The following is a 26524-nucleotide window of genomic DNA, read 5'->3' on the forward strand; positions in this document are numbered from 1 at the left end:
GCGCTCAATGTGTTCGGTATTTCGAGGGGATCGCGTCGATGGCGTCCGTCGGAATAGGATCGTCCGCCACATGCCAGAGCACCGGAACCGTCGCCGCGCTCTTTAGAAGCTCCTCGCGTGCCTGGACAAGGATGTCCGTCTCGTCAGGACGCACGACATAGAAGGCCGTCGGCTTTTCAGGGCTGTCCGTGAGGAGCAGAGCCGCCAGCGGCCGGCCAGCGCTCATATTATATTTCAGCGGTTTGACGAACGCCCTGCCCGTAGCCACGGCGTAGTCGACGACGATTGCCTCGGTCTCATCGCAAACCGGAATCCATTCCGAGGTCGTTGCCATGAGCGTTACGTCCTCGATGGTCGCGATGCCGCTCGGCTTCACCGACAAGGTCCCGAAGGCCACCAGATGGCCTTTGCCCTCGGTCCGGGCCAGCATCTCGAGTTCGGTTTCAAAGCGGCGGCGAAGCAGGCGATACAGCTCCTCATTTAGATATAGCGGATCGTCCGGAACGTTCCGGGCCATAAGCTTGTAGCCGTAGGTCGACGCACCGATGTCCTTGACCTCGACCAGGAACATCATCAGGTCGCGCGCCTGCTTGGCGCTGGCGACGGTCTGCAAAAGTGCGCGACGGCGAAGGCGGATTTCATCCTTGGCGTCGAGACGAAAGGGTTCCGGGATGAAAAGACGACGATGGAGCCGCACGCTTTTTGCCGTCATGCGTTTGGCGGCGTCGAGCAGCCGGCTGCGCACGATCCACCAGTTACGCTTACCCTTCATGCCCGGCTTCCAGTGCGTAAGTTCGGCCTGGTCCCAGAGGTAATGCAAGATCGCGCGCAATCCAGCGCGCGAGGTGGATGGCTTGCCGCCCTCATCGTCAGCCGTATCTTCCGGGTGCGCTTCGGTCGGCGCCGCGCTCTCACGCGGCTGGCGCTTCAACGGGAAACCCAGGCGAAGGTCGACATCGCCCGTCAATGGATCCTCGCGAATCGCCAAACCCAGAAGGCGGCCGAGGCCGGACGCTTCGAGAGGGGGTTCATACCGGTCGCAATCGACGGCATGTTCGTGCCCGCTCGCCGGCCAGCGCTTCAGGATGAACTGCTCGCCGAGCCTGGCTATGTACATGCGCGGCCGGACATCGCTGCAGTCACACAGAGGTGGGTTTCCCTTGTGATGCTCGTAGTGTTCGCGCAAGGCGGACTGTATTGCCGCCTCGCCGATCTCGCCTGTGACCAGGACCCCGTTCAACCAAAATCGAGACATTCAGTCCTCCCCTTACATGCTGCGTTCAGGCTGCGGCCTGTCCATCGACTTGACCTTGTCACCCATATCCATACCGCCATCGCCGACGTACCGTTTCGACGGATCCTCGCGCCCTGCCGGCCCGCCCGGAGCGCCATGGTCGAGGCCTCGTCCGGCCGGCGGGGTCGGCGTGAACAGATTGTCGAGCGCAATGAGATTGATGCCGTCGTGCTCAGTCACCTTGCGCATCAAGCCGGAGAAGCTGTCGGTGACGAGGTTGAAATCCGCCCGAGCGCGCGACGCCATGATGTAGGCGCGGGCGTGGTTGACGAAGTCGCCCATGCCGGTAGATTTCAGGACGGCGACAACCGACGAATAGGATTTGCCCTGGGCCTTGTCCGCGGTGATGGCGTAGGCATGGGTCATGAACCTGAGCTGGCCGTCGTCCTTCGACACCTTGAGCAGGCGGCCATCTTCCGCTGCCTTCAAGGTCACGGTTTCAGAATCGGTACCGAAAATGGCGAATTCATCATTGGTGCGAATGCCTCGCGCCTTGTCCGTCTTGTTGAACAGCACACGATCACCCGACGCGAACGCCGTTTCAGTGGGCCAATAGACGCCGACCGGCAGTTCCTTGCCTGGCTGCAGGTGCTTCGCGAGGTCGAGGATTTGGGCCTTGCCGGCCTCATCAGTGCCGACGAGCGAATTCCGCCGATGGCGGAAGCTTTCCACGCTAAGCGTGTCGCCGGCCTTGAAACGGCCAACGTCGGCGAAGAAATGTACGACCTGACCCTTCTGGTAGAAGCGGCTGGCCATCTTGTCATGCGCGGAAAGGCCAGCATCCTTGTAAGTCGCCTGGTCGTAATCATCACGGGAAACCACACCTTCCGCCTGGAGGCTCGCTCGGATGCGGTCGTTCATCAGCCCGCGCATCCCGTTCGTATCTACAACGACCTTGGCCTCGCCGCGGTTCTTCTGCCATAGCGCGAAGGCGCGGTCGGCAAGGGCTTCGTCAGTCGCGCCCTTGCCGGCTTCATGGATGAAGGGCTGTAACTGGCGCAGGCCTTCGGCCGACTTGCCCTCGGCAAACGCCCTCACCGCCTCCTTCAGGGTCGGATTGCCTTCCTGGCGCATGATCGTGGTCAAGTCCGCCCGGGCCATGCCGGCATTGTGCTCGATACCCATCTTGAAGGGCGCGCCGGCCTGCAGGGCCGCGATCTGGCGGATGTCGCCTGACAGGATGACCTTGTCGATCTTCAGGTCCTTCTGCATGCGGAACACGGCCTCCAGCTGGCGGTTGCCGAGCATCGAGGCTTCATCGACGAGAAGCCACGCGCCGGCATATTCCTTGCGCAGGTCGGGCATCATGGCGGGTCGTTCATCGCGCGCGTAGGCGTAGCGCGACAGGATCGCCGACAGGGTCTTGGCCTCGATGCGCTTTTCCGTCAGTTCCTTGACGGCCGAGTGCGTCGGCGCCGCACCCTTGATTGAGCGGACCGACTCGACATCCTTTTCACTGCCAAGCGCCATGACGATTGATGGCGTCTTGCCGGCGAAACGCTCCTGTCCTGCGGCAATGGCTTCCATCGAACGATAGGTGGCTTCGAGCGTCTCGTAGGCCGTGGTCTTGCCGGTGCCGGCGAAACCCTGAACCGCGACGACACCGTCGCGCGAGGTCAGAGTCAGATGGACGGCCTTGTACTGATCGGGCGTGAGTGCGACCTGTACGCCAGCCTCTGCCAGGCGCTCCGGTCGCAGGGCGTCGGTGACTGCAGACGCATCATAGCCCCGGCCACGGCCCTGGCGGCCTTCGATATGGCGATTGATCGCGCGCTCGCGGTCGACAATCTCATCCGTCGTCACCCCTTTCAGAACGGAGCGATCGGCGCGAACAAAGTCATTCCGCTCGAAAAAGCCAGTGTCTTCGTAGTCGGCGAGGCGCAGCCGGTTTCCGTTGGCGACCATCGCGCGGAACAGCATGTCGTGACGCGTCGCGACTGTCGTGGTGTAGAAGGCTGCCTCCTTGCCATAGTCGAGTGCGCCCTGCGCGGTATCGAAGCGAGCCTTGCCACCAAGCACCTCGCGCACGCGTTCGATAATCTCGCCAAAGGTCGAGCCTTTGTGAAACGAGCGGTCGGTGCCCTCGACCCTCGCCTTGGCTGCATCACTGGTCGCCGCGACATCGAAACCGCTTTCCGCGCTGGTCGCGGCCCATTCGGCGCGAAGTTCGGCCGTCGTCTTGTCCGATTTTGCCGGTCGGTCCTTCAGGACCGCGGCCTCCTGTTCGGCTTCATTGAGCGGCCGTCCCTTGGCCTTTTGCATGTCCGTCCGGTTCGCATCGATCTGGGCGGCACGCCTGGAGTGCGCGAGGATCGTTTCTGCCGGGACTTCGGCCAGCTCGAACGTATTGAGCGTGTCGCCGTCCCTGATGTCATGACCCAATTCCAGGGCGAGATTGCGGAACTCCGCCTGATAGATGGCGCCGACCAGCTTCATGTTCCTGAACACATGCTCGCTTTCGAGCGCGCGCCATGTGCCGTTTTCATCGCGGGTCGCGTTGAGGACGATGACGTGGTCGTGCAGGTTCGGGTCTTCGGCCCGGGAGGTCGTGTGCGTCGTCCGGGCCATCAGGAGGTTGCCAGAGATTTCCTCGCGGCGTGTGCCGTCACCGTCCCGGATGCGGAAGACGGAAAAATGCTTTTCGGCATAAGCCATGGCGACGTCGATCGCTTGGCGGTGCGCCTCGACGAGGCGCACGTCACCGTCGGCGTCCAGGGCCACGATGGATGCGGATTTGGGTGCGCTGAAGGTCAGGTCCCACCCTGCGGCGTGTCGCTCGCCACTGGCTTCGGCCAGGTCGACGCGCTCATCGAGGGAGAGTTCGGACCAGGCCTTTTTTTCGCCCTCTTCCTTTTCGTTCGCCTGATCAGCGTCGTCTTTCGGTTCAAGATCCGCTTCGCCGGAGCTTTTCTCCGAGGCGTCCCGACGCAGCACGACTTCGCGCTTGCTGATCTCCTCGCCCTCGGCATCCGGATTGATACCCAGGAGCACGGCCTTGAACTCGTTTTCATCGACGGCGCCTTCCAGTCCGAGCAATGCCGCGCCATCGCCTTTCCACTCCAGCGCGCTGCCGGCGGCCTCGTCTTCCAGGGTGTAGTAGGCGACAGTTGCGTCCGTTGGGTCTACCTCGACCGCGTTCTGATCGGAGGCCATGTCGGGGGCGCCGCCAGCGTGGTCTTCGCGCGTGTAATAACCGGCGGCCGCACCGGCCGAACCTATACGGGAGATGCTGAGCATGGTCAGATGTCGCCCAGGCCCGGTGCGTTGATGGCGTCATTCAGCCAGTCGAGGATGTCCCCTTGCCTGGCCGGCTGGAGGACTGGTGAGAGGGCGGCTTTCGCGGCGTCGTCAGGACCAAGCGAGGTTACGCTGCCTTCCTCGACCAGAGCCTGGTGTGGAGCAGACCGGACCGCCTCGGTCTCGGCTGGCGCCAGGTCAGGCAACTCGCCGCGCGTCGGTTCCTTGTCGAGATCGTGCTCGCCGCCGGCGACCACCATGGCTTCGGGCGACATCAGGCCGCCGAGGCTGTCGTCCTTCTGTGCGAGCGCTTTCAGATAATGGATCTCGATCGGGTTTTTGCGGTTGTGCGCGACGAAGGACGGCACGCGCTGCGGCCGGATAACATAGGGATAGGTGACGAGAGACACCGGAAAGGACGTGCCCTGCTGTCCAGGGGAAAACATGATATACCCCGTCCGGGTCGCCAGCCGCTGGATCTGTTCCGGCATGGCGATGGGTTCCACCGTGTCCTTTGGAGCCAGGCCCACGCCGTCGCGGATATTGTTCGCGCCATAAGACGTCGTCTCCTCGATGCGACGAACCTCGCGTTTGCCGATCAGGTCCGACATGAATTCGCCGGTGCGCGGGTCGTTGCACGCCAGGATGAGCTTGTTGCGCAGCTGGCCGACGATGGAGCGCGCCTTCGGCTCACCGTAGATCTCCTCGATCTGGCTGACCTGCTGCATGCCGACCACCATGCATCCGCCGAACTTGCGCAGACGCGCCGGAGAGTCCGCGAGACTGTCCATCTTCCCAAGCGAGGTGAACTCGTCGAGGATGATCCAGGTCGTCTTCTTCGATTGTTCCGGCGTGCGCGACAACAGGGCTGTGATGGTCAAGGACGACAGGTGCGCCAGGATAGGCTTGATGGTCGCGGCCAAGTCTTCGGGGGCGCTCAGGAACAGAAAGCCACGCTGGGCGGGATTGTTGATCCAGTCGCGAATGGAAAAGTTCTCTGCTGTGCCGAGCAGGTGGCTCAGGCGCTCAGCGCCGGTGATCAGCACCGATCGCAGGCTGTCCGAGCGCGGACCCGCCTTTTCGCCGAGGGTGTTGGCTGCCGGCGTGTTCTTCAGGTGCGCGTAGAGCTTGTCGTGTGGTCCGACCAGTAGTTCAAGCAGTTCCGCGATGGTCGGATTGCGGTTCTCCCTGGCGCGCATGGTCGTGCCGAGCAGCCAGCCCGCGTAGGCATAGATGGTGCGCGTGGCGAGCGTCCAATAGGGATCACCTGTCTTCGGGTCGGCGAACAGGTCGGCCGCGCTCGATTGCCAGTGCGTGAGGTCGGTGAGGTCCATATAGGGCGACCAGTCGACACTGCGGGCATCGAACGGATTGAAGATCAGATCGATACCCTCGCGATAGTGCGCCCGGATGAACTCCCCTTCCGGATCGTAGATGATGCCGCCATCGCCCAGTTGCCTGATCGTATCGATCAGGCTGTGGATCGCGACCGACTTGCCCGAACCCGTGCCGCCTACCACGAGGGTGTGCTCGTACTCGGCCTTGTAGGGATAAGGCACGCACCCGATCGACGGCCGCCGAAAGTCCGACGGCAGGACGTGAAAGGGCAGACCCGCCTTGTTCGCCTCGATCTTCGCGCAGGTCAGAAGCTCCAACTTGTGGTGATCGAGTCCGCCCTCGGCCCAGCGCGCTTCACTGACAATGGCGTGGGCCAGGTCGGTGTCGGACTTGAGTTGAGTGAGAAGCCGGTCGAAGCGCTCGCCGTCCTGCAACAGGTTCGCCGGATCTGGCGCGGGTCCGGCATTGGCCCGCGGCCGGACGTCGTCACGCCGGCGGACCATGCGGACGATGGCCGTGGCGCGAGTCCACGTCTCCCGGATGGCAAGGTAATGACGATGGAGCCAGTCGCCTGAGCCCACCGCGCTCGGCAGGCCAAGCGCCCGCAGTGTCTCGTGGTTGATATCGCGGGCTTTTTCGAGGTTATACTTGGCGATCAGGCCGAACAGGATGCGCAACGGTACGATCTGCTGTCCGCGGATGTCGTGGCTCTCCAGCTTCTCGTCACCCGAGCGGATGAACGCGTAGGACATCAAGGACAGCATGGCGAGCGTGCCGAGCACCCATAGCCAGACGCCGCGCCACATATATCCGAAGTAGGTATCGATGGCGGTCCTGACGTAGGGCAGGCTGTCATAGGCGGCGGCCGACACCGCGTGCGTTGCGCCACTTGGGTCCGTGACGCTCAGTGTCTGCGGCAGGGGCGTGCCCATTGTCCGATAGCACCACGCGACGAGGTGCAGGCCGGCATACACCTGGTCCTTGTCAGGCGCTGCACCATCCGCGATCGCCCAGCATAACGCGGCCCACAACAGAAGAACCCACCTGAGCTTCCGCCACAGCTCCACGATCATGTCGTAGGTGTGTGCGATCGTCTGACCGCCGCGTAGCCACGCGCTGCCCGTGCTGTTCTCCGGGCGCTTCTTCTGTCCCGTCACGATGCTGTTCATGTCTTGATTTCGCCTTTGATTTCAACCTCTTGTGAGGTCAAAACTATAGCATAAAATCAAGCACTTAGCACCTATTCGGGATGCAAATTCCAGCGTGTCTGCGCGTGTCGCTCGAACAGCGAAAACAGTTCCGAAACGAACGCGTCATCATCTGGCCCGCGACGCGCAGTGATCGCCTCGGGGATCTCGGGATTGGCACCAAAGAGTCGCGTTGCTAGTTTGCCGATGGTTGGGATCACGTCCGTGCGGATGTCATCCGGCACAAGCCTTGATGCCAACACGTTTATCATCGCGTAGGTCATAAAGCTGTGCTTCGACGCCATCTGCAGGTGATACGCCGTCGTATCGTCCGCTTCGCGTTCGAGCACCGTGGCAATGTACTGGTTAAGCGGCATGTCGAGTCGCTCCGCCTTCCGCTTCAGGTCTTCCAGGGTGCGCGGGTCGAGACGAAGCTGAAACCGGGCGTTTCGATTGTAGTTCTTGGCTACCAAGAGACTATCCTTTCTAGGCGTCAAATATGACGCCTAGTTAAACGGAATAGCGCATTGATTCTATGAAGGAAAGCTAAAATCGTCGGTTAAACGAAATTACTAGGCGTCAATTTCGACGCCTATATTTTAACAATGTTTTCGTAAGCAATATCAATGTACTAGCAAAACCGCCGCGTGGGCGTCAGGTGTGCTAAAAAATACGCTTAACTCGCGTTCATTGCCTGTTGTTCCATGTTGCCCTGGGATGACCTTTGGTGCGCCGTTCAGACGAAATGCCTCGCCGTCATATCGACCTCGGCGCCGCACCTGTCCTCGCGCCCTTTCCTCTCAGAAAGGGCTCCGCTGGTGGGCCGTCTCCATCCTTCGCGGAGAACACCCGGCCATCGGGACAAGACCATTGTCGCCCTGACGACCACGCCCTTAGGCCAAGTGGAAAAGCTCGCCCTCGAAAAAGCCGGTCGAGAAGCAAAAGAAAATGGGCGCCAGCTTCCGCCGGCGCCCGCGTTGGTCAATTCCTGTGGTCTTTCGCTTCCTGTGCCCACTTCGCTTCCAAGGCGGCAACCAAGTCCTCGAGTTCAGCAAAGCGCGGGTCTTGGTCATAAGGTAGCGTAAGGGCGGATGGTTCAGTGAACATGATGTGGATCTCCTCGTGAGCGTCATTGACGCGTCGTCGGACCGGATCGGGCCCCGGTCGGTCACCGAGGCGCAGGCCAAAGGCCGGAGGCGAGGGAAACGGCTTGCCCGTTGACCGGCAGGGTGATCTGGTACGATCGGCCGACAATGAGGCTTCGAAGAGCGTGACGGGCGACCAGCCCGTCACTCCTTATGGATCACGTCGCCATTCAAAACCTCACCTGACGACAGGACCATGTTGTAGTCGACGCGTGCGGGCCAAGCGGGACGATCGATAAGACCTTTGGCGCGGAGGTTGGCTTCCGCGTTGATCACAAGGCCCCGGACAATGTCGAACGGCATGTAGTGGAAGGTCAGGATGCCGTCTTGCATTCCGCCGCGCAGGGTGATGCCGGCCATGCCGTTGCGCGAACGATTCCAGACGACACCCCCGCTACATCCGGTCGTCTCGGCGGGCCCATCCGGCACCGGTCCCCTCGCCTGACGTAGCGGTTGGATGGACGGCCCGACATCGACGAGGTCGTAGAAATTGTAGGGTATGCTCCCGGTGTTGCCCTCCAGGCGCAAGAGGCTCTTCATGAGCCCGAATATCGCCAGGTCATCCCCAATTGCGATGGCTCTATCTTGCCGAGCATCGAGGTCGATAACGTGCTCGAATTCCAGAGGGACAGCCTCGGGCCAGCAGATGACCGCCAAATCCTCTACGTCCATTCCCGCCGCCGCGTCGGACATGCCGGCCCAGTTGAGGACAAAAAAGGCTTTCACACCTACGGTCGAATGCATCTGGTCGTCGGTCACAACGAGGTCGTAAGGGGAAAACCCTTTCATGCAGTGCCTTGGTATCACACAATAGATGCGACCATTCAGGCGGGTGACAACCAAGCATCCAGCATGCGTACCCCAATAGTCCTGGTCATCGACCCTTGTCTGGAAAATAGCGGGGCGGACGCAACTGAAAGCCCGCGCCATTGGTGACTTTGTCTCGGCCATGTCGCCGGCGTCCTCTCGACTGGAATCGAATCGAAGGCCCCTAGATGGAGACGGCCAGGTTTGATTGCAATTTCAGCTGGACCGGCCTGCCAGCTTCGCCCGCACGCCCACGAACCAATCTACCCGCTCCTGCCGAGTCGCGTTCGCCAGCCGGAGCAGCAGGTCACAATGACAGCGTTTCGGCGAGCAAAAGCAGATCAGATCCTCGCCGCGCAGTTCGTCCAAGGCTCGCAGGAGCGCGTGGTCGTGAAAAAGATCGATCTCGTGCTGATCGCAAACCGCGTCTCGATCCGACTCCGTTACCATCCGGTTGCGGTTTCCCTATTTCGAGCCACGGCCGCAGTAATGGCCCTTTTGGTCTGGGCCCATCGTTTTCTTGTTCAACACCACTGGCATACCGGCCTCCTCGCACCAGAATACGCGTTAAGGACTTGCGCGCCGGCTCAGACAGAACCGGCGCGCATCGCCGTCAAAACGCCGGCTCTTCTTCCTCGGCGCCGGCCGGTGCTCCCTCAGACTTCTTCGAGATGTTAAAGCGGATGTCATGAGCGTAGATTTCTACCGCGAACCCGTTCTGTCCATCCTGGCGGTCATAGGTGCGATGTGATTGCGATCCGATGATGATCAGTTGGTCGCCCTTCTTGATGTGCTGCTCGATGAGCGTGATCAGGTGCGGGGCGTTCGCCTTGATCTCGTACCAGTCGGTTTCCTCGACCTGTTCGCCCTTGGACTTGAACCGGCGGCTGACGGCGACCGAAAACGAAGCGAGCTTGCGGTCATCATTGAAGGTGCGGGTGGTGTTGATCCGGCCGACATTGGCGACGAGAGTGGTGTAGGCTGCGGTGGACATGGCGTGGTCTCCTGGATGATCCCTCGGGGCCTATCCCCTTGGGCCTGCGGTCTCGACCGCAATCATGCGTATCCCTGTCCCCGCCTCAGGGGCCGGCATGCACCGCGAAGCGGCCGAAACGCAGTGGAGGAGGCTTGCCCTTGCATGGCGGACCGGCGGGGCGAGATTTCGCATGTGATTGTGTTCATCGAACCGCTCGCCCAAGGGACTGCCCAAAGTCCAGACTGAGACCCTGCACGGCCGCCCTCAGCCTTCCATCGCAGTTGGATGTTGGACAAGACGCGTTCTCGATCCATCGATACCCCCCTCGGCCTCGGAACCGCCGCCCAGATCGGAAATGGCCGTGGGATCTACAGGTCGAACGGCTCGGCCATGATCTCGGCGATCGACCGGGCGGGCTCCGTTCCCATGAGTAGTTCGGCGGTCTCGCGCAGGTCGGCATTCACGGCCACGACATGAGACCGCGCGGATTTGAGAAGGGCGATATTGACCTTCGCCACGAACATTTCCGCCTCGCGAGCGCTGAACGGACGACCTCGCCGCCAGCCCAGGCTTGCCCGGAAAAGATGCTTCGGTCCGAGCGGAACGGCGATGTAATCGCCCCGCTCGCGGAATGTAGTCGAGCGATAGACGGGCTTGTCGGAGAGTATCAGACTGGCCGAGGACGCAGACAGGTCGAGGACCTCCCAATGCGACCGCTCGATGATCTCGCCCGACAGGCCGTAATTCATCATGCGCTTGAGGCCGGCCACTCGCTCCGCCTCGGCCCGGGCGCGCCACGCCGCGATGTATTTCGTCGCAACCAGGATCGGATCCATGTCCGGAACCGACGCTCGCATGTTCCTGACGCCCTCATCCTCGTGCTGCTTCCACATCACCGCGTGCAGGCGCCGGAAAGTCTCGACGTCGTCAGGATGGCGGTTGAGCAACGACAGGAGAAACCGGATCCACTCGCGGCGCCCGGACCCGATCAAGGGCATATGTCCCGCCAGCATGTCGCGCTGAAGTCTCGCGCCAGTGTGGTCGAGGGTCTGGAGGTAGTCGAGTTCGAGCCAATGCGCCTTGAAATCCGTCACCTCGTAGCTTTTGTCGGCATAGACATCTAAGTCGAACATGACCGTCGACGGAGGGTCCCTGCGGCTGACGACATTTCCGACTGGTGTCCTAGCTAGGATGGTCACCTTGCGATCCGGGCCGGACCACGCCTTGATATAGCCTTCCGGAACGTAATGATGCCTCCGCGGCGGATTGTCCGTCATGGGTCTGCCTCCGCTGGGTCACTTACCGGAAAACCCGCGTCGGGGTTTCACACACCCGATGTCTGACGAAAATCGTGAGTCGAAACAAGACAATAGGGGATGCGAAAGCATCCCCAGAAATGAATCCGTAAGGAGTCAGTCGGTTGGCGAGTGGGTGCCCGCTAAAAGGTTAACGAAAGGTTAACGGGGTATCGCACACCCACCCGGCTTTCAATCTATGGCGCGAGAGATGTCGGAGGCTTCCGGGTGGCGCGAGGCATTCTCCAGAAGGCGGTCGTAAGCCTCGGCCAGGGCATCCCGGTTGCGATAGATCATGCTCATGTGCGACAGTGTGAACAGGGTGACGATGATGCCGGCCGCGTCCTTCGAGACCACACCCTGGTAGCCGTTGCCGTCCCATTGGAGCGCGAAGCGCTCAGGCGATCGCGGCGCCAGATACAGGGCGTCCCCCGCCTCAAGGAAATCCCAGAAGCCGCCGCGATACTCAGCGCACATCCTGGACATGAAGGTATAGACGGCGTTCTCGCCGACGATCATCAGCGACGGTCCGAACAGCCGTGGCAGAAAGCCCATCCGTTCGATTTCAGGGACAATGCGGGTCGTGGGCTGGGGTTCGGAACCGGATAGCGAGTGCATGAAAACCTCCTCTGGATCAGTGCATCCGGCCTGCCCTCCCCTTTTCCTTGCCCGCGACCGGCCTCAGACCCCTTCGCGGAGAAGATGCGCGCAATGACGCGAATAGGTGGCCACGGCACGCCAGTAGGCCGCCATGGGTCCCTTTCGCCGCTTCCAGGAACGTTCCGCCTCCGCGTCCGCCTGCTGTCTCAGGTTGCGTAAAAGGTCAGCAAGCACGAGGCGGTCTTTTCGCGGCAAGGCGAGCAGTGCCTGGGCCGCCGGCAAGGTGCGCAACGGATTGACGTAGCCCATGTCAGGCCTCGATCCGGTAGGCGCGCGATGCGAGATTGGTGATCCGGTAAAGTCCGCCATTGGCCAGCGACCGGTAGACGAGGCCGCGCTTGTATGGCCGGCGCACCGCGCGAAAGCGATCGAGACGCTTGCCGTCCGAGAACAGCATAGGCTCCTCCAGCACGACGACCTGTCCCTCAACCGGCTTCGCCTTGGCGCGCAGCACGCTCGCTTTCGCCGCATTGGCCCGGCAGTCTTCCCGCCATTTGAGCGCATAGGGATATTCCGTCTCGGTGAGCAGGTCGAGAATGCCCGCCGGACAGTTGCGCCCATGGGGCCCAACGGTCTCGTCCATGTCCTTGTAGCCGAAGACATGGCCATCACGTGACTTCGGATTATGCCGGAACAGGCAGACGCCCGCGAAGACGATCCGCACACCATCGGCCCTACGGACGCGTTCGACAGCGGCATAATAGACCCGGCCGCGGACCGAGGATTTGAGAACCCGAACGTCCGCCTCGTCGTTCGACCAGGTGTAGACGGAGTCGAGATAGGTTTTGGGAGTCGTGTGACTGCCCATTGAGGAAAGATAGAGCCAGCCCATCGGATATTCCTTTCAGCGAGAGGGAGCATCCGACCGGCCCTCCCCTCTTCCTTTCAGCCTTCGGCCCGGCTGACAAGATCGACGAATTCGGCCAGGATCTCTTCCGTCGTGCGTGACATCACACTGTGCGCACTGATCAGGGTGGCGCAGCCGCCGAAACCATCGGGCCGCATCTTCGTGCAGGTATAGGACGTAGTCAGGGTCACGTAGTCGAGCCGTGCGGAGCGGCGGACCACGTCCTGGAAGATGGTCTCGGGAAACGAGCCGTAGTGGCTGGCCGTCAGATCGACGGTCATAGCGCCGGGCTCCACCGCGACCACATTGAGAAGGTCCTTGGTCACGGCGTTGAGAAGGCTATCGCGATCCCAGCTCTTCGCCAGGGCCGATTGCAGTTCGACGACGTCGATCGCCGGCGTCTCGTCGATCCCGAAGGTGGAAAAGAAATAGGCTTCGCCGTTCGTTTCCTCATGCTCGAACATGTGGCGGAGGACGAGATACTCAAGCGGCGTCATGTCCGTCACCGCAAGATCGGGCTGGACGACAGTCGGGGAATGATAGTCGGTCATCGGGTGTCTCCTGTGCGTAAGTGCACAGGGCCCGGCCCTCGCCTCTTCCCTATTGCAGGGGAACGCGCCGCATTCGAGGGGGGGTGACTGCGGCGACCTCACCGATTTAGGAAAATGCATTCGCCGGGCGGAAGTGCCGAAGGAGAAACAATCTTGAGACTATCGCAGTGTCAGGATTGCCGGCTCGCCCGCATGATATCCCGTTTGGACAGTCTCTTGCGCCCAAACGATTTCTAAACGGGGCCGATGCGAGATTCACTCCCTGTGACACCACGATTTCGCTTCAACGCCTTCGTGGACGCCGCCTTCCGGCTTGTCGTCATGCCGCCGATCGGAGCCCTGTCCTCCCGTTGCAATTTAATTGCCACCTCTGCCGCAATCAGATAGCCAAATGTGCCAGGTTTCGAGATTCTGTTATGACTGTTCGCCTCTATGATAGCGCGTGGGTACGAGTTGCTGACAGCGACGCACCCTTTCGCGTGACCAAGGATCCACGTAATCCTGGCGTGTTCGAAGCTGCGAGCTTTCGTTATGACATTGACGGCCGCCCTCTACCGAGCAACCCCGACGCTCCGCCAGTCATAGCCCTCTTGAGCTTGCAGGATTTAAGGCAGGCCGGCTACTCATTGAACTACAACGGCGATCTTCGCTCAGATGTCGGCAAAAGTGCAAAGTAAGCTGATCGCACGGTCAACCTGACACCCGTCCGCCGCCGCGACGAACATGCCATCGATGGGATCTAGGGGAGACCACCCTCTCGTGCCCTCCCCGCACCCAACGCCGCGGCCCGGAACCGCCGCGTCGAGCTCAATGCACCGTACCGCTTTCCGGTATCACATGCAGTGCGGTCTTTAGCCCCGCCGACCTAAACCGTTCAAGCATCGCTACCTTCTCCGCATCGGTCGGAACATGGTGGACAAAGCCAGGGATCAGCGACGGATCGCCGACAACCGGGAAGGGATGCATCCCTTCCTCGCGGCCGTCGGCAAACATACCCGTGATGTGGGTCTCCAGACCGGGCTTGGCGCGCCGAACCGCGATCCCCTCTACCGTCATGACCGAGGCCGCATTGCTCAGCCGGTCGATCCCTCTTGCGTTGCAGAGCCAGCCAAAGTCCCTGCGGTCCAGGTGAAGCGTGAGCCCTTCCAGCCCAGCCATTCGCGCCAGGGATAGGGACAGGCAAAGCCGAACTTCGATGCGATCGGTTGGGTATCCGTCAGGTGACTGGCTCTGCTCGGTCGAGATCAATTCGACGAGTATCTCCAGTCCAAACCTGTCGTGGGGGTGCTTCATGATAGAGATCATGTCCCGCCCTGCGCAACTGTCAAGTTTCGCGGCCGCTCGCCACGTCTCCGCGTTAGGGATCGAGCCCGCAGGGTGGAGACCCGGAACGGGGCTCCATCGCAGACGACGAGCCCGGCGGCAGGCGCAGCCTGACGCAACGCCCGCCTTGACCACTGACGACGGGCCCAAGTGTCTGAAATTTTCCAGGCAGGATGGTAACTAATGCCGCTACACCCCAGTCTGTTGCCGCCACCTCGCGAAGCCTCCGAGGCTGCATAACTCCTCAATATGGCTGTCGATGCCCACCCGCGCGAGAACGAAGGCCCGCGAAGCCCTTCATTCGCGGCGCGGACCGCAAGCTGATCCGCGACTGGACGGAATCTCTCTGGGGCCTAGGCCTCGTGGCTGAGTCTGACGGTCTGTGATATGCTCATAGTGAATTGGATTGCGGGGCGAGATGACCTTTTGGAAGATGAGCGTAATCGTGACGTGTCTCGCTGCTTTCGCTGCGGCGGGAAACGTGCACGCTCAAACGCAAGCCGGCCCCTCGAAGCCTGATCCTGCTGAGGTGCAGGCTTGGAGGTCCAAGATGAGTGACTTTCCGGATTTCAAACGGGCAATGCTGTCATTGGTTTCGAGCTTCGATCGTGACAAGACAACGCAGGCAGACATCGAAAGCATCATGGATACGAAGTTCGAACCAGACGCTGGCGCCGAAACCTTCGTCATGAAATCATCCGAAGATGCTAAGGCAGCAAAAACGTACAAAAGCTTGAATGTTGTCCAGTTGATTGAACAGTGCCATTTGAAAAAGGACACTTCAGAAAAAAGCCTCTGTTATTCTGCAGAGTCGACTGAGATTATTTACGCTGGTCAAAAGATACCTTTCAAAACAGATTTGGATGGATGTCTGAGCCTCACCGCGCTCAAAGCCAGCTTCTTCTCTGAGGATGGTTGGCATTACGCGCAATCGAGCATGTTTTATCCAGGGGTTGTTGGATCACGTCACGGCGCGCAACTATTCGCTTTTGTGGAGCCCGACACTATGAAAATGGAAGACCCGGAAGCGTTCGCTCAGCTGTCCGCTGATCCACAGCTCGCATCCGACCAAAACAAGATGCGCGCTCTAAATGAGATGAAGTCCCATATTGACGGCTGTGTTTTCCTGCTGATGCTTCGCTAAAACGATTTGAAGCCGTAAGGAAAACGGCTGGTTTTTCTGGCGCTAGCTGGCTGAGCCTATTCTTGCCACTACGCCGCAGACGCCAGGTCGTCGCAAATTCGGTCGAGAGATACGCCGGCCCCAAGCGGATTCACAGCAATCATCTTGCAAGCATGTGAACACGTGCCGTCTTCGAAAGCTCCACTGGCCCGCGCCCGTCAAAACCATTCGACCTGTCGTCCCTCAATCGACGGCGCGAACGCCCGAACAGCCTGGAAATCCCGAACACCCGAAAAACCGCTTGCCTTGATGCACACCCTGTTGGGCCTCGCGCAGCACCATGGGACGCTCGCAGAGTGGGCAAGGAATATCCGAGTCCGACATAGGATTGGGCAACCGATCCAATACCAGACGGCCCGGAACAGAAGCGCGCCCGGCTGCCAGCAAATTCCTCAGCCTCTGCCCGCTCACCAGCCAGATCGGTTTGCCTGCGGCGAAATCACTGGCCGCCTTGGTGAACACCCCGGAGGTCACGACATAGCCGCCGGAAGCACCGTCCGCGCAGACGACGCCATAGAGCGCCCGGACGACTTCGACGCCGACCGACCGCGCGCGCCAATGCTTGGCCTGGACGAGATACCGCTGCCCCTGCCGCTCAAGAACGATGTCGATCCCGCCATCGCCACCTTCGGCGGTAAGCTGCGCGGAAAAGCCGTGTGTCGAGAAGCCTTGGGCGACCACCTTTTCGAAATCGGACCAGGACAGGCCCGCCAGGACCTCCGGAGACGATGACGCCTGCGCGAGCCTGCGATGACGCTGCCGCTCGACATACCCCACGCCCCAAAGGACGGCCGACATGACGAGACAGAATGGCACCAGGTACTGGAAGACCAGGGCGGCAACCCTCACGATGCTCAATGCCGCAGCGTCCGCTGCCGCTGCTGGCCCGCTAGCCGGCACCACGGCCACAGCCGCAAAATGGTGGCATACCAGAAAGCTGCCAATAGCCAACGGCAGGGTGACTACGGGCGGAATGCGACTGAAAATCCTGATCCAATCGACCAGGTCGGGCTTACGGGAGCGGACCATGCAACACCTCCAGAGAAGCCGGAGTGTGTCAAAGGCCTAGGGTGCATTACAGGGGGTAAAATGGGGCCAATTCAACGCAAGCGGTGCAAGACGGCATCACGTGCGGCAGACCGACCCCAACGGATGCGAAACGGCCGCACGACCACGAACCACCAGCGGCGATCTATACCGGCAGGTCGAGGACACTGTCGCGCGACGGGCGGCGGTCCTTGAAGAAGACGACGTGCAGGTCGGAACTGACGGCGGTCTTGCCGGTTCCGAGATTGATGATGTCGGACAGGAAATGCCAGGTCAGCTTGTCGCGGGTGACCCGGATGTCGACGCGGTAGCGGTCGTTTGCCGTAAGAAACGCCAGGTATTTGACGTGCGCCTCCATAACGACCGGCACATGGACGTCGATATCGACGCCGCGCGCGCGCAGAAACTCGTGCCTGGCATGCTGAAGGTACTGCAAATAGATCGAGTTGTTGACGCCCTGGTGCATGTCGACCTCGCTGTCGCGCACCTTGTCCTCGCGTGAATACAGAACCTCGCTCACCGGCACCTCCCCTGAATGCCGCCGCTATAACCGCGCCGGCGGCAAACGTCCAGACGGGGAAATGGTCCCGAGGCGGAGCCCGGGACCCGGACGCCTACTTCCTGGCCGTAACCGCCACCACGCGAATGCCCCGGCCTCGCGCAGCTTCAGCGATACGAACCGCAGGACCAAAGGCGCCTTCGGCAGCGACCGTCGGATCGAGCGTGGCTTCCAGAGTGAGCACCAGGACTGGGTCCATGGTTATCAGTTCGTCATTGGCCCGGAACGGGGCGGCCGACTTGAACCGGTCGAAATTGGCCTTGGCGATGATCGGATTGATGCGCTTGTCCCGCGCCCACTTCAAGGCGATCTGCTCGGCCCCGTAGTTGCCGGTCGTGGCCAGCCGCATGTCCGGATACTGCGCCAGGGCCCAGTTGAGCGCATCGTATATGCGCATGGCGTCGACCTGCGACTTGGCATTGCGGGCACCGCGGAAGACGACCACGTGCGCGCCGGGATCGGCCAGGGCCTGTTCACGACGCTGGCGAGCCCGCAAAGCCTCGCGAACCTCGATCTGCGCCTGGCTGGTGGCATGGTTGCGTGCCGAGCCCCGCCAGGGCGTCCAGACTTCGCCGGTCTGCTGGGTATAGGTGTCGGCCATCGCGTCGCGCAGAACCTCACCGATCATGACCACGGCCTCGGCGCGGTTGAACTTGAGGTGCGCCTCCTGCAGCTCGACATCCTTGATCTCCGAACCGTCGAAGTCGCGGTTGAGGCGTCGCACGTCGTCACCGGACCGGTCGGCCTCCCGCTGCAGCCGCAGGATGGCGCTATGCAGCCCGCCGATCAGGCCCTCCATCAGGGCAGGGACCTGCTCCTCGAGCGCGGTGTTGAGGAAGGCATCGAGCACTTCGTTGGCGATGTTGTGACCCAGGCTTTCGACCTCCGCCTGGACCGGATGGGGGAGTTCGTGCTGGGCGTGGGCGCAGGCTGTGTCGTAGGCGCTGAGATCGAGAGTGGAAAGAAGAGCGTTCATGGTGAGGACCTTGCAAAGAAGAGAACCGGCATCCCGGGGAGGCTGCGGTTCGCCTTGCCTCCGCACCCCGTCCGCCACGGCGGATTGACAGGGCAAGGGCGCGCTTGCGCGCTCGTCCCGACCCTTGCCCAAAGGCAATCCGACCATGGCAGGGGATGCGGTCAAGGAGGCATGGCGATCGTCGGCGGCGAGGCCACCGGTTCTACTTGCAAGGATGAAAACGTGACGCGACGCCCGTCCGTCGCTGCCCACCAGGCCCTGAGCCGTACAGGAGTTCGCCTGCCGTCTATCGAAACGCCGGGAAATCCGACGTTCAACGACGCTGCATGTGGCCATCCATCCCCCGATTACCGGATCACCATGGAAAAGAAACGGCTCGGTTCCAGCGTAGTGTTCCGCGTGTCGCCAAACCAAAGCCCGGCCGTGTCCGTCGTAAATAATAGGTCAGTCGTCGGCTTTTTCCTGGGCTTGGTCCGAAATCTGGACTCGCATAGAGCGAATGCGAAGGAAGGGCAGCCCTTGGTTAACAATTTGCAATTTGCACATTGGATGAAGTTGGCGCTTTTTAGTGGCTCATCTTTATTGTCCGGGCTCAGCTATGATTAAAACCATTGTAGTCACGCTGTTGGCAGTGAGCGTAGCATCGACAACTCATGCCGCGACGGACGTTAAAGATCCTGTCTGCGAGAGCACCGCCTCATATGAAGGTCTTGGTACGCCACCCGGTGTTGATCAGGCGTTGCCCTTCGGTGCGGGTCTGATTTCGTTTCCGGAGACTAACGAGCGCGTTGCCGCGATTGATCCAAAGGGAGGGGAACTGTTTTTCACGCTATTGGGTGCCTCCGGCCCGCAGATCATGCGATCCGTCTACAAGGACGGCAGATGGCAATCGCCTACTCTGGCCGGCTTTTCAAACATCGGCGTTAACACCGAACCGTCGTTTTCCCCGGATGGCCGTACGCTGTATTTCGTTTCGACGAGGCCACCAAGCAAGGGTACCGACATTTGGAAGGTGGAACGGACAGATGGTGGATGGTCTGAACCCGTCCGCCTGAGCAATGCCGTGAACGGCGACGGCTACGAATGGCATCCGCAGGTTATCTCAAACGGAGACCTGTATTTCGCTGCCGAAGACCGTCCTGACAGCCTGGGAGGCGCAGACCTGTACATGGCGAGATTTGATGCCGGCGGGTATTTGCCCGCGAAAAACCTCGGTCCAGACATCAATACAGCGGCCAACGAATGGGACGGCTATGTGGGGCCGTCTGGCGATTATCTGATATTTAAATCCAATCGCCCCGGCGGGTATGGCGGCCTGGATCTATATATCAGTTTACGCGCCGCCAATTCCTGGTCGGCGCCTCGGAATCTCGGACCAGCCATCAACACGGCCGACGATGAAGATGCCGCAGAAGTCACCCCGGATGGGCATTATCTGACATTTGCGCGAAGCAAGCTCGGGACCCAAATGTGGGATATGTATTGGATCGCTACGCGCGCCATCTTACCGGTCGCCTCCACGAAGCATACAGCGAAACTTCCGTCGTGCTAATTCGGTAGGCCTTGGCGTCGGTCGACGCGCCAGGGTGTAGGCGGACAGATCGATTTCAACATCGCCCCGTCGCCCCTCATGGCGGCACCAACGAGAGCGGACAGCTCAATCTTGGCAACGTCGGCCGTGATGTTGAACGCTACAAGGTGGTCCAAAACATTCACGACGCAGTCCGAAAATTTTTGCCGAAGATCGGAAGGGACAAACTCTTCACAAAGGGCCGGCATTAAATCCATGACCGCTTTTTTCGCATCGGCGGCGGTGCTTCGCCCCTGTTCCACGCGGGAGAAGTAATCGAGCGCTTGGCTCATGACCATGACATGTCTCCAAGGTCCGCCTCCATCTTCCCTCACTCCGAGATACGCCGATTGAACGTCGAGCGAAATATGCCAGCGGCGCGTTCACATCAAAATTCGATGCACTCTACCAATAGAATTTGACGGCCTGGACGACTTTCGCAGGGAAATCCGCATTTTTTTACAGCGTGTCTAACTGGGCTAAAGAACAAATCATCCGCTCCTTAGTGAATATTCTGTCTTAAGCCCTTGTGTTGTTGAAATTTCTGGTCGCGGGGCCGACCTGAACCTTTGACCTTCAACTTATGAGACGGCGCAAAGTCCGTTGCGGTCCGGTCGCCAGCCAGCGCCGCCGGCAGGCCTCGAAATGCGATTTCGGGGTCTCACCGGCCGCAGGCCGGAAGTTCCGCACGAAGCCGGGATTGATGCCGGCCTTTTCGCGCGCCGACCAGATACGCGCGATCTGTTCCTCGGGAACCTGGTGGCCGAGACGCTCTTCGATAAAGGGTATCTGCTCCAGGAGTTGGCCAGCATCATCGAATACGGTAAGCGTATACATTAGGCCCAGCTGGTTGAGCGGTGAGTCATCGCGCAGATACCAGCTGACGCCTTCATGGCGCCTCGTATCTGAAATGAATTTTCGGAGCTCATCGAGGGTCATGGCAATATTTGCGCGGGCCGCAAACGCTTTCTTTGGTCAAAAGGATTGATTTCACAGTGTCGATGCAGAATCAACTGATGGAAAGAGGCACGGCGGACCCATACAAGTAAAGCCCGCCGCCATACAAACTGGCTCAGGCAGCGATCGGGGAAGATTCCCCGATGCCCGCAGACGCGGCATCCCGAAACTTCAGGATGAAATCCGCAGCCGCCTGGGCCTTGCCCGCCGCCTTCAGGAGTTCGGTCGGCCGGTCCTTCAGGATCTTCGCCCAGAACCCGAGATAGGCGACGTGGTTGGCAAAGACGCTGTGGCTGGGATTGATGCCGAGGTGCAGGGATGTCAGGTGCGACGTCAATTCGGCAACCAGTTCCTCGCGCGCATAGTCTTCTCGGGTCTCGTTGGGGACGAAACGGTCCAAACGGTGCTTCGCGCCTGTGGCATGCCCGTTATGCCGATATCGGCATAATGCCCATAATGCCCATAATGCCGAATGCCGGATTATGCCTAGTGGTGAGGGTCGGCCATTATGGGTCAACGGTTCTTGGATCGATTTGGCGGCATAATTAGGAGCAATTTCAGCAATCATTGTTGCTGAGGTTAAGGGTCTTTTAACGGTAGCATCAAAAATGGACGGACCCAGCGCCGCAACTGAACGCGCCCGGCGCCCATACTCGACCGGCGGACGCCTCGGGTTTGGCCGTTATCGCCCACAAGGGGACTTTCGACGAGACGTTCGATAGCTCGCAGTAGGTACTTAAACCGGCGAAGTTCGGATGCCAACGCGACCAACCGACCAAAATTAGCCTCCGTTTGCGTTTCATAGTATCAATCCATCGGAACAATCGCGGGGGCTTCAGTATTTTCACATCGGACATTACAGCATCACTCCTGAGCGGGCTGACTGTTGGGATCGTTTTTGCCATGCTGATTGGGGCTTTGCGCGGCAAGAGCACCAGAACGTTTCGCGGCGCTGCCGTTCTCTTCGGCATGAGCGTGGTGACCTATGCCCTGGCGATAGGTCCGGCCGGACGGTTCATTGGCAGCATTGGTTGGCTGCGCGTCTCGCTCGGCACGTTTGTCTGCGGCAGCGTGGGCTATTACGGCGTGCTAATTGACACCGTCTTCCGGGACCGGAAACCGACTTGGCGCATCTGGCTGCCAACCCTCTCGATGATCGGCTTGGGTGTCCTTGCGCTGCATGGGGTCGGCCCGGTGCGCGGCGTGGCCCTGGCAGGATATCTTGGCCTGGCGATCGGCGTTCCCGTCCACGCCGGCTTTGTGCTTTTCGCCGGGAGATCTGGCGATCTCGATGAGAGGCGTCGTCGGTTACGCTACCCGATCGTGCTGGCCACCCTGATCGTTGCCGTCGCCATTGTGCTCGACCTCATCGCCGCCACGGCGAGCCGCATCGGCCTTATCCAGGGCTGGCACAACCCGGAGCGTCAGGTTATCCTGGCGGCGCTGACAATACTGGTCGCCGTTCTGGTGTTCGATGGCCGTAATCCAACGCGCCCGCGAGATCGCGAACATACCGGCCTTGAGGATGCCCGCTTGCAGGCGATCGTCAGCGCCATGTCGGAAGGGTGCCTCTGGCGACGCGAAGGCCTTACGCTCGGAACGTTATCACAAGAAAGCAAGGTCCCGGAACATGCGGTTCGTCGGCTAATCCTCCATCGGCTGGGACATCGCAACTTTCCGGCATTCGTCAATGCTTACCGTATCGAGGCCGCCTGCCGCGCACTTGGCGATCTGGACCGAAAAGCGACTGTAGCGGCTGTCGCCTTTGATGTCGGTTTCAGTTCATTGAGCGCGTTCAATCGGGCATTCCGTGAGGTAATTGGTGACACCCCGACGCAGTGGCGCTCAAAGCAAGCCGGCGTGCCGGATAGAATGCTGGGCAATTCGTCAAAAATGACCAGCTTTCGATAAATCGCCGCGACGGCGGACATTGTCTCGTCCTTGGTCGGGTCCATGTTGTTTCCGCCACTACAGACCCTTCCCCTCGCTCATTCCCGTCGCCGCGCTGCCGAGCGCGCGTTCGGTTCTGGCCCATTCAGAAAGATTTCCTGGCAGCCGGCAGGTGAGATCGGCGCCTGCGCCGCGACCGTCGCGCGGGCGATCGCTGAACTTGGCGGCGAACCGATTCTCGGATTTCACATCCACCACTGGCCGAACATGTTTATCGAGGCTCTGCCTCACTACGTCTGGAAGCGTCCCGATGGTGTGCTAGTCGACCTGACAGAAAAATATCCCACCGATGTCGCGCGGCATTCCGTGTTTTCACCCTACCCTGAAGGTCACAGCGGGTCCCTTGGTCCCGGTCAATACTTCCTTCTGCGACATGCTCCGGAGGTGATGGCACTCATCAAGGCGGGCCTTGAGCAGGCACGCACGCGGCGGCTGATTGAAGACGCCATTAGGACGAGGGAGCGAGCCGGCATCGAAGCCCGGCGACCACTATTGGATCTTGCAGATGCGGAAGAGGTCATGGCCTTGCGGCGGCATGAGCGAGATGTTGCGGCGGCGATTGAAGCATGTTGCCGTCTTAGCTTGAGAACAAGTCACTCAAGATAGTCAGGAGTCGCCTGGGTATGAAGCGGGGCGAGATAGTCCGGAACGGGCGCTACGCGGCCGAAGACGGTCCTGCCGTCTATCTGCTGACAAAGTAGTACTTCCGATCTTTAGCCACAAATTTAATTTATATCCGTCCCAATTTTTCGTCAGTTGCTGAGTAGCGGTGCTGATGATAGTTATAGCAATCGCTCGCAATAATGCAGATGGCGGCACGGCCTTTCCTACCTAAACCTTAGTTGAATTAGGTCGGCGTTCAAGTTGGACGGGGAGCTATTCCGGCCGATGTATCGCGCACTGCGACTTGCAAAACCGAGGGGTTCGCAATGAAAAACATTTATACCATTCTGAAAATGAGCTTCTGCGTCGTTGCGTTCTGTCCGGCCGGCGTGATGGCCCAGACCGTGTCGAGTTCGACAAGTGCGTCGGCATCCTCATCAGCTCCTGCCGGCGCGAACGGTCCCATCTTGCAGAAGGTGCTTGAGGCGAGCGCCAAAGGTGAATGTCCTGCTGACCTTATGGGGCAAGGCCTGCTCGATGCTTGCCACCAGCAAATCACGGCGATTCAGCCGATGCTGACCGCCAAGGGCAAGATCACCAAGCTCGAATTTCTGGGTGTGCAAGGCCAAGGGGAAATGTGGCGCGTTACCTTTGAGCACGGCACCCAGGTTTGGGGCATCTTTGTCGGACCAGGCGGCAAGGTCGAAGGCATGGGAACCCAGGACAATTGAAACGGTCCGACTGGGAGGGGAAAAAATGAAGGCTTCGATCTTTGCGCTATCAACAATGACCGCCGTCTTGGGCGCGAGCGGAGCGCATGCTGAAGACGCCGCTGGCGGTTGGGCAGGCGTGATCGATGATCATTTGGCGGTCCTTGTTCATATCCAGAAAACAGCCAGCGGCTATTCGGGGCTGTTCGAGGCGCATGAGGAGCCGGTGTCCAAGCCGGATCCTAAGGCGTTCAGCGGTGTGGTCGAAGCCGTTTCCGCCACGCCCGATCATCTTGTTTTCTCCGTTCCGGTCGTCGGCGGTCAATTTGACGCGCATTGGGACCCGGCGAAAGAGGTATGGGCGGGCAAATTCCAGTGGGGACCGGGCGGCTATGTCTCGCAGATAACGATGAAGCGAAGCACGGCCGCGACTTTCGCGGACCTGCCACCACCACCACCCCGGCCCGACGGTCCGGCGGACACTGCCAAGATGGACGAAATCATCCGGACCTATGTGGCCAACGACCAGTTCATGGGCACCGTTCTGGTCACCAAGCACGGCAAGGTCGTGTTCGATAAGGCTTACGGCTATGCCGACCTCGAATGGCGAACGCCGATGACGACAGATGCCGAGCTGCGCATCGGCTCCATGACCAAACAGTTCACCGCCGCCGCAATTCTGCTCCTCGAGGAACGCGGCAAGTTGAAGACGGAAGACCTCATCAAGACCTATCTGCCGGACGCACCGGTCAGCTGGGAAAAGATCACCATCCATAATCTCCTTACCCATACGTCAGGCCTGCCCAACTACACCGCCCAACCCGGTTTTCAGGTCTTGTCGAGGCAGGCAGCCACGCCGAAAGATGTTCTCGCACTATTTCGCGACAAGCCGCTTGAATTCGCACCGGACAGTAGCTGGGCTTATAGCAACTCAAATTACTTCCTGCTGGGCCTAATCATCGAAAAGGTCAGCGGACAGACCTATGCCGATTTTCTAAGAGCCAACCTTCTGACGCCGCTGCACATGGACTCGACCGGCTACGACATCAATGCGGAGGTGCTTCCGCATCGCGCGCTCGGATACGCGCCTGGGGCGCATGGCTTGGAGAACGCCGCCTATGTCGACATGGGTACGCCTTATTCTGCAGGCGCCATGTATTCAACCACGCATGACCTCCTAATCTGGGAGAACGCCTTATTCGGTGGAATGGTCTTGTCCGCCGCCTCGCTGAAGAAAATGACCACGCCATATAAGACGGACTACGGCTACGGCCTATCTATCCATTCCGAGGATGGACGGAGCACAATCGAGCACGGTGGCGCCATCAACGGCTTCAATTCGGAAATGGCGCATTATCCGGACGACGATGTAAACATTATCGTACTTGACAACATCGAAGGTGGGACGGCTTCGGCTATTCACAACGCGCTTCTGCGTCTGGTGCACGGCGAAACCGTGACGATGCCCGCGGTGCGCAAGGAAGTCCATGTCGAGAGAAGCATTCTGCAAAACTATGTCGGAAACTACGAGCTTACGCCCACTTTCAGCATCGTTTTCACCCTGGAAGGCGACCAACTGATTTCGCAGGCTACAGGCCAGGGTAAGCTCCCGGTCTTTCCGCAATCCGATACGCTGTTTTTCGCTAAAGCCGTCGATGCCCAGGTCGAATTCTTCAAGGACGAAAAAGGCAATGTTGCCTACATGGTACTGCACCAGGGCGGCAGCGACATCAAGGGCGTCCGCAAGTAGGCTTCTCACAATCAAGACACTATTGGCGTCTAAGCAGACCAAGGCGAATCTGTGATTGCTGTTGGTGTCCGCAATGGGCGCTTAACGGCCGATAACGGGGGGACGCTCCAAGGAGAAGAGACAGCACTTGTTGGTCGTTATGCATTGCTGACGTCAGGTTGCTCGCGAAGGTCCCCGGCAAGCGCACCTGTACGCGTACCCCGTCCCATTCGCCTCGTACCGACGTGAGGGTGCCGCCGTAGGCCCTCACGAGCTCATCTACAAGGCTTAAACCAAGCCCGCCGCCAGGATCTCTTTCGTCTAGCCTAGTGCCGCGCCTCAGAACTTCGTCGAACCTTCCCTCCGAAAGCCCCGGGCCGTCATCCTCGATAGCTAGGACGAGCGTACGTGCGTCCCTGTCCATTTGAGGAACCGGGTCGGGAACAACTGGTCATGGTCCCTGGCACTGCGTGACAGGCCGCGCTCATTGTAAGCGTCCGATGTGACGCGTACGGCAGCGCCAATAACGGAAACATGATACCGTGAGAGAAGCGATTCAGCAAAAGAGACCGATCTGCGA

General features: G+C 60.2%; 26 protein-coding genes and 1 pseudogene. 7 read left to right on the forward strand and 20 right to left on the reverse strand.

Annotated elements, in window-relative coordinates; genetic code table 11:
- Positions 1 to 4 precede the first annotated feature (4 nt).
- From AC1DXO_RS22545 to AC1DXO_RS22605, 13 genes and pseudogenes are all read right to left on the reverse strand, one after another.
- Positions 5 to 1255, reverse strand: coding sequence for a DUF1173 family protein (locus AC1DXO_RS22545; protein ID WP_476980448.1), 1251 nt, complete (start codon positions 1253 to 1255; stop codon positions 5 to 7).
- Positions 1256 to 1267: 12 nt separating this feature from the next.
- Positions 1268 to 4531 carry a MobF family relaxase gene (mobF, locus tag AC1DXO_RS22550; RefSeq protein ID WP_476980449.1) on the reverse strand — a complete coding sequence of 1088 codons (3264 nt, stop codon included), beginning with the start codon at positions 4529 to 4531 and terminating at the stop codon, positions 1268 to 1270.
- A gap of 2 nt (positions 4532 to 4533) precedes the next feature.
- Complete coding sequence (locus AC1DXO_RS22555) at positions 4534 to 7038, reverse strand: type IV secretion system DNA-binding domain-containing protein (protein WP_476980450.1); 2505 nt, start codon at positions 7036 to 7038, stop codon at positions 4534 to 4536.
- Positions 7039 to 7109: 71 nt separating this feature from the next.
- Positions 7110 to 7529: a hypothetical protein gene (locus AC1DXO_RS22560; protein WP_476980451.1), complete on the reverse strand. Its 420-nt coding sequence runs from the start codon at positions 7527 to 7529 to the stop codon at positions 7110 to 7112.
- Between the two features lie 816 nt (positions 7530 to 8345).
- On the reverse strand, positions 8346 to 8990 hold the full coding sequence (locus AC1DXO_RS22565; RefSeq protein WP_476980452.1) for a hypothetical protein: 645 nt from the start codon (positions 8988 to 8990) through the stop codon (positions 8346 to 8348).
- A gap of 234 nt (positions 8991 to 9224) precedes the next feature.
- Positions 9225 to 9461 (reverse strand): annotated as a pseudogene (locus AC1DXO_RS22570) (DUF4326 domain-containing protein); the annotation flags it as partial.
- A 160-nt stretch (positions 9462 to 9621) separates the two neighbouring features.
- Positions 9622 to 10002, reverse strand: coding sequence for a single-stranded DNA-binding protein (locus AC1DXO_RS22575; protein WP_476980453.1), 381 nt, complete (start codon positions 10000 to 10002; stop codon positions 9622 to 9624).
- Positions 10003 to 10352: 350 nt separating this feature from the next.
- Positions 10353 to 11261, reverse strand: coding sequence for a DUF4238 domain-containing protein (locus AC1DXO_RS22580; protein ID WP_476980454.1), 909 nt, complete (start codon positions 11259 to 11261; stop codon positions 10353 to 10355).
- A gap of 210 nt (positions 11262 to 11471) precedes the next feature.
- Positions 11472 to 11897: an antirestriction protein gene (locus tag AC1DXO_RS22585; protein ID WP_476980455.1), complete on the reverse strand. Its 426-nt coding sequence runs from the start codon at positions 11895 to 11897 to the stop codon at positions 11472 to 11474.
- Between the two features lie 63 nt (positions 11898 to 11960).
- Positions 11961 to 12188 carry a hypothetical protein gene (locus tag AC1DXO_RS22590; protein WP_476980456.1) on the reverse strand — a complete coding sequence of 76 codons (228 nt, stop codon included), beginning with the start codon at positions 12186 to 12188 and terminating at the stop codon, positions 11961 to 11963.
- Position 12189: 1 nt separating this feature from the next.
- The gene (locus tag AC1DXO_RS22595; protein ID WP_476980457.1) at positions 12190 to 12771 is read right to left on the reverse strand and encodes a DUF6927 domain-containing protein; all 582 of its coding nucleotides are present in this window, start codon (positions 12769 to 12771) and stop codon (positions 12190 to 12192) included.
- Between the two features lie 53 nt (positions 12772 to 12824).
- Positions 12825 to 13337, reverse strand: a complete 513-nt coding sequence (locus AC1DXO_RS22600; RefSeq protein WP_476980458.1) for a hypothetical protein — start codon at positions 13335 to 13337, stop codon at positions 12825 to 12827.
- An 807-nt stretch (positions 13338 to 14144) separates the two neighbouring features.
- Positions 14145 to 14642 carry a hypothetical protein gene (locus AC1DXO_RS22605; RefSeq protein ID WP_476980459.1) on the reverse strand — a complete coding sequence of 166 codons (498 nt, stop codon included), beginning with the start codon at positions 14640 to 14642 and terminating at the stop codon, positions 14145 to 14147.
- A gap of 568 nt (positions 14643 to 15210) precedes the next feature.
- On the opposite strand from AC1DXO_RS22605, the gene AC1DXO_RS22610 reads away from it, so the two are divergent.
- Positions 15211 to 15804 (forward strand): hypothetical protein, encoded by a 594-nt coding sequence (locus AC1DXO_RS22610; protein ID WP_476980460.1) that lies wholly within the window; start codon positions 15211 to 15213, stop codon positions 15802 to 15804.
- A 222-nt stretch (positions 15805 to 16026) separates the two neighbouring features.
- On the opposite strand, the gene AC1DXO_RS22615 is transcribed toward AC1DXO_RS22610, so the two are convergent.
- The 3 genes from AC1DXO_RS22615 to AC1DXO_RS22625 all read right to left on the reverse strand — a co-directional run bounded on the left by AC1DXO_RS22615 (position 16027) and on the right by AC1DXO_RS22625 (position 18425).
- Positions 16027 to 16872 carry a restriction endonuclease gene (locus AC1DXO_RS22615; RefSeq protein WP_476980461.1) on the reverse strand — a complete coding sequence of 282 codons (846 nt, stop codon included), beginning with the start codon at positions 16870 to 16872 and terminating at the stop codon, positions 16027 to 16029.
- 163 nt (positions 16873 to 17035) lie between these two features.
- Complete coding sequence (locus AC1DXO_RS22620) at positions 17036 to 17410, reverse strand: acyl-CoA thioesterase (RefSeq protein WP_476980462.1); 375 nt, start codon at positions 17408 to 17410, stop codon at positions 17036 to 17038.
- A gap of 94 nt (positions 17411 to 17504) precedes the next feature.
- A complete protein-coding gene (locus tag AC1DXO_RS22625) occupies positions 17505 to 18425 on the reverse strand; it encodes an SLOG family protein (RefSeq protein ID WP_476980463.1) in 921 nt (306 codons plus the stop codon).
- A 171-nt stretch (positions 18426 to 18596) separates the two neighbouring features.
- On the opposite strand from AC1DXO_RS22625, the gene AC1DXO_RS22630 reads away from it, so the two are divergent.
- Both AC1DXO_RS22630 and AC1DXO_RS22635 read left to right on the forward strand, forming a co-directional pair.
- Positions 18597 to 19031: a hypothetical protein gene (locus AC1DXO_RS22630; RefSeq protein ID WP_476980464.1), complete on the forward strand. Its 435-nt coding sequence runs from the start codon at positions 18597 to 18599 to the stop codon at positions 19029 to 19031.
- Positions 19024 to 19977, forward strand: coding sequence for a TolB family protein (locus AC1DXO_RS22635; protein ID WP_476980465.1), 954 nt, complete (start codon positions 19024 to 19026; stop codon positions 19975 to 19977). Before AC1DXO_RS22630 ends, AC1DXO_RS22635 begins: the two co-directional genes overlap by 8 nt.
- On the opposite strand, the gene AC1DXO_RS22640 is transcribed toward AC1DXO_RS22635, so the two are convergent.
- The 3 genes from AC1DXO_RS22640 to AC1DXO_RS22650 all read right to left on the reverse strand — a co-directional run bounded on the left by AC1DXO_RS22640 (position 19974) and on the right by AC1DXO_RS22650 (position 21520).
- Positions 19974 to 20294, reverse strand: coding sequence for a hypothetical protein (locus AC1DXO_RS22640; RefSeq protein ID WP_476980466.1), 321 nt, complete (start codon positions 20292 to 20294; stop codon positions 19974 to 19976). The genes AC1DXO_RS22635 and AC1DXO_RS22640 overlap by 4 nt on opposite strands.
- A gap of 277 nt (positions 20295 to 20571) precedes the next feature.
- Complete coding sequence (locus tag AC1DXO_RS22645; RefSeq protein WP_476980467.1) at positions 20572 to 20934, reverse strand: hypothetical protein; 363 nt, start codon at positions 20932 to 20934, stop codon at positions 20572 to 20574.
- Between the two features lie 133 nt (positions 20935 to 21067).
- Positions 21068 to 21520: a zincin-like metallopeptidase domain-containing protein gene (locus AC1DXO_RS22650; protein WP_476980468.1), complete on the reverse strand. Its 453-nt coding sequence runs from the start codon at positions 21518 to 21520 to the stop codon at positions 21068 to 21070.
- Positions 21521 to 21855: 335 nt separating this feature from the next.
- Between AC1DXO_RS22650 and AC1DXO_RS22655 the strand changes: the two genes are divergently transcribed.
- The 4 genes from AC1DXO_RS22655 to AC1DXO_RS22670 all read left to right on the forward strand — a co-directional run bounded on the left by AC1DXO_RS22655 (position 21856) and on the right by AC1DXO_RS22670 (position 25965).
- The gene (locus AC1DXO_RS22655; protein WP_476980469.1) at positions 21856 to 22863 is read left to right on the forward strand and encodes a helix-turn-helix domain-containing protein; all 1008 of its coding nucleotides are present in this window, start codon (positions 21856 to 21858) and stop codon (positions 22861 to 22863) included.
- Between the two features lie 42 nt (positions 22864 to 22905).
- Positions 22906 to 23508 carry a hypothetical protein gene (locus AC1DXO_RS22660; protein WP_476980470.1) on the forward strand — a complete coding sequence of 201 codons (603 nt, stop codon included), beginning with the start codon at positions 22906 to 22908 and terminating at the stop codon, positions 23506 to 23508.
- Positions 23509 to 23831: 323 nt separating this feature from the next.
- Positions 23832 to 24236, forward strand: a complete 405-nt coding sequence (locus tag AC1DXO_RS22665; RefSeq protein ID WP_476980471.1) for a hypothetical protein — start codon at positions 23832 to 23834, stop codon at positions 24234 to 24236.
- 25 nt (positions 24237 to 24261) lie between these two features.
- A complete protein-coding gene (locus AC1DXO_RS22670; protein ID WP_476980472.1) occupies positions 24262 to 25965 on the forward strand; it encodes a serine hydrolase in 1704 nt (567 codons plus the stop codon).
- A gap of 19 nt (positions 25966 to 25984) precedes the next feature.
- Here the strand turns inward: AC1DXO_RS22670 and AC1DXO_RS22675 are convergent, their stop codons facing one another.
- Positions 25985 to 26368, reverse strand: a complete 384-nt coding sequence (locus AC1DXO_RS22675; protein ID WP_476980473.1) for an ATP-binding protein — start codon at positions 26366 to 26368, stop codon at positions 25985 to 25987.
- Between the last annotated feature and the right edge of the window lie 156 nt (positions 26369 to 26524).

The sequence above is a fragment of the Asticcacaulis sp. P2_C5 genome (assembly GCF_056404555.1).

Bases quoted from the DNA above. Each gene is read 5' to 3' on its own strand.
- AC1DXO_RS22595 (WP_476980457.1), bottom strand. From the start codon at position 12,771: ATGGGCTGGCTCTATCTTTCCTCAATGGGCAGTCACACGACTCCCAAA.
- AC1DXO_RS22665 (WP_476980471.1), top strand. From the start codon at position 23,832: ATGAAAAACATTTATACCATTCTGAAAATGAGCTTCTGCGTCGTTGCG.
- AC1DXO_RS22675 (WP_476980473.1), bottom strand. From the start codon at position 26,368: ATGGACAGGGACGCACGTACGCTCGTCCTAGCTATCGAGGATGACGGC.
- AC1DXO_RS22545 (WP_476980448.1), bottom strand. From the start codon at position 1,255: ATGTCTCGATTTTGGTTGAACGGGGTCCTGGTCACAGGCGAGATCGGC.
- AC1DXO_RS22600 (WP_476980458.1), bottom strand. From the start codon at position 13,337: ATGACCGACTATCATTCCCCGACTGTCGTCCAGCCCGATCTTGCGGTG.
- AC1DXO_RS22575 (WP_476980453.1), bottom strand. From the start codon at position 10,002: ATGTCCACCGCAGCCTACACCACTCTCGTCGCCAATGTCGGCCGGATC.
- AC1DXO_RS22615 (WP_476980461.1), bottom strand. From the start codon at position 16,872: ATGGTCCGCTCCCGTAAGCCCGACCTGGTCGATTGGATCAGGATTTTC.
- mobF (WP_476980449.1), bottom strand. From the start codon at position 4,531: ATGCTCAGCATCTCCCGTATAGGTTCGGCCGGTGCGGCCGCCGGTTAT.
- AC1DXO_RS22555 (WP_476980450.1), bottom strand. From the start codon at position 7,038: ATGAACAGCATCGTGACGGGACAGAAGAAGCGCCCGGAGAACAGCACG.
- AC1DXO_RS22565 (WP_476980452.1), bottom strand. From the start codon at position 8,990: ATGAAAGGGTTTTCCCCTTACGACCTCGTTGTGACCGACGACCAGATG.
- AC1DXO_RS22655 (WP_476980469.1), top strand. From the start codon at position 21,856: ATGCTGATTGGGGCTTTGCGCGGCAAGAGCACCAGAACGTTTCGCGGC.
- AC1DXO_RS22585 (WP_476980455.1), bottom strand. From the start codon at position 11,897: ATGCACTCGCTATCCGGTTCCGAACCCCAGCCCACGACCCGCATTGTC.
- AC1DXO_RS22660 (WP_476980470.1), top strand. From the start codon at position 22,906: ATGTTGTTTCCGCCACTACAGACCCTTCCCCTCGCTCATTCCCGTCGC.
- AC1DXO_RS22580 (WP_476980454.1), bottom strand. From the start codon at position 11,261: ATGACGGACAATCCGCCGCGGAGGCATCATTACGTTCCGGAAGGCTAT.
- AC1DXO_RS22640 (WP_476980466.1), bottom strand. From the start codon at position 20,294: ATGGTCATGAGCCAAGCGCTCGATTACTTCTCCCGCGTGGAACAGGGG.
- AC1DXO_RS22630 (WP_476980464.1), top strand. From the start codon at position 18,597: ATGGCGATCGTCGGCGGCGAGGCCACCGGTTCTACTTGCAAGGATGAA.
- AC1DXO_RS22625 (WP_476980463.1), bottom strand. From the start codon at position 18,425: ATGAACGCTCTTCTTTCCACTCTCGATCTCAGCGCCTACGACACAGCC.
- AC1DXO_RS22605 (WP_476980459.1), bottom strand. From the start codon at position 14,642: ATGATCTCTATCATGAAGCACCCCCACGACAGGTTTGGACTGGAGATA.
- AC1DXO_RS22610 (WP_476980460.1), top strand. From the start codon at position 15,211: ATGAGTGACTTTCCGGATTTCAAACGGGCAATGCTGTCATTGGTTTCG.
- AC1DXO_RS22590 (WP_476980456.1), bottom strand. From the start codon at position 12,188: ATGGGCTACGTCAATCCGTTGCGCACCTTGCCGGCGGCCCAGGCACTG.
- AC1DXO_RS22645 (WP_476980467.1), bottom strand. From the start codon at position 20,934: ATGACCCTCGATGAGCTCCGAAAATTCATTTCAGATACGAGGCGCCAT.
- AC1DXO_RS22650 (WP_476980468.1), bottom strand. From the start codon at position 21,520: ATGATTGCTGAAATTGCTCCTAATTATGCCGCCAAATCGATCCAAGAA.
- AC1DXO_RS22670 (WP_476980472.1), top strand. From the start codon at position 24,262: ATGAAGGCTTCGATCTTTGCGCTATCAACAATGACCGCCGTCTTGGGC.
- AC1DXO_RS22635 (WP_476980465.1), top strand. From the start codon at position 19,024: ATGATTAAAACCATTGTAGTCACGCTGTTGGCAGTGAGCGTAGCATCG.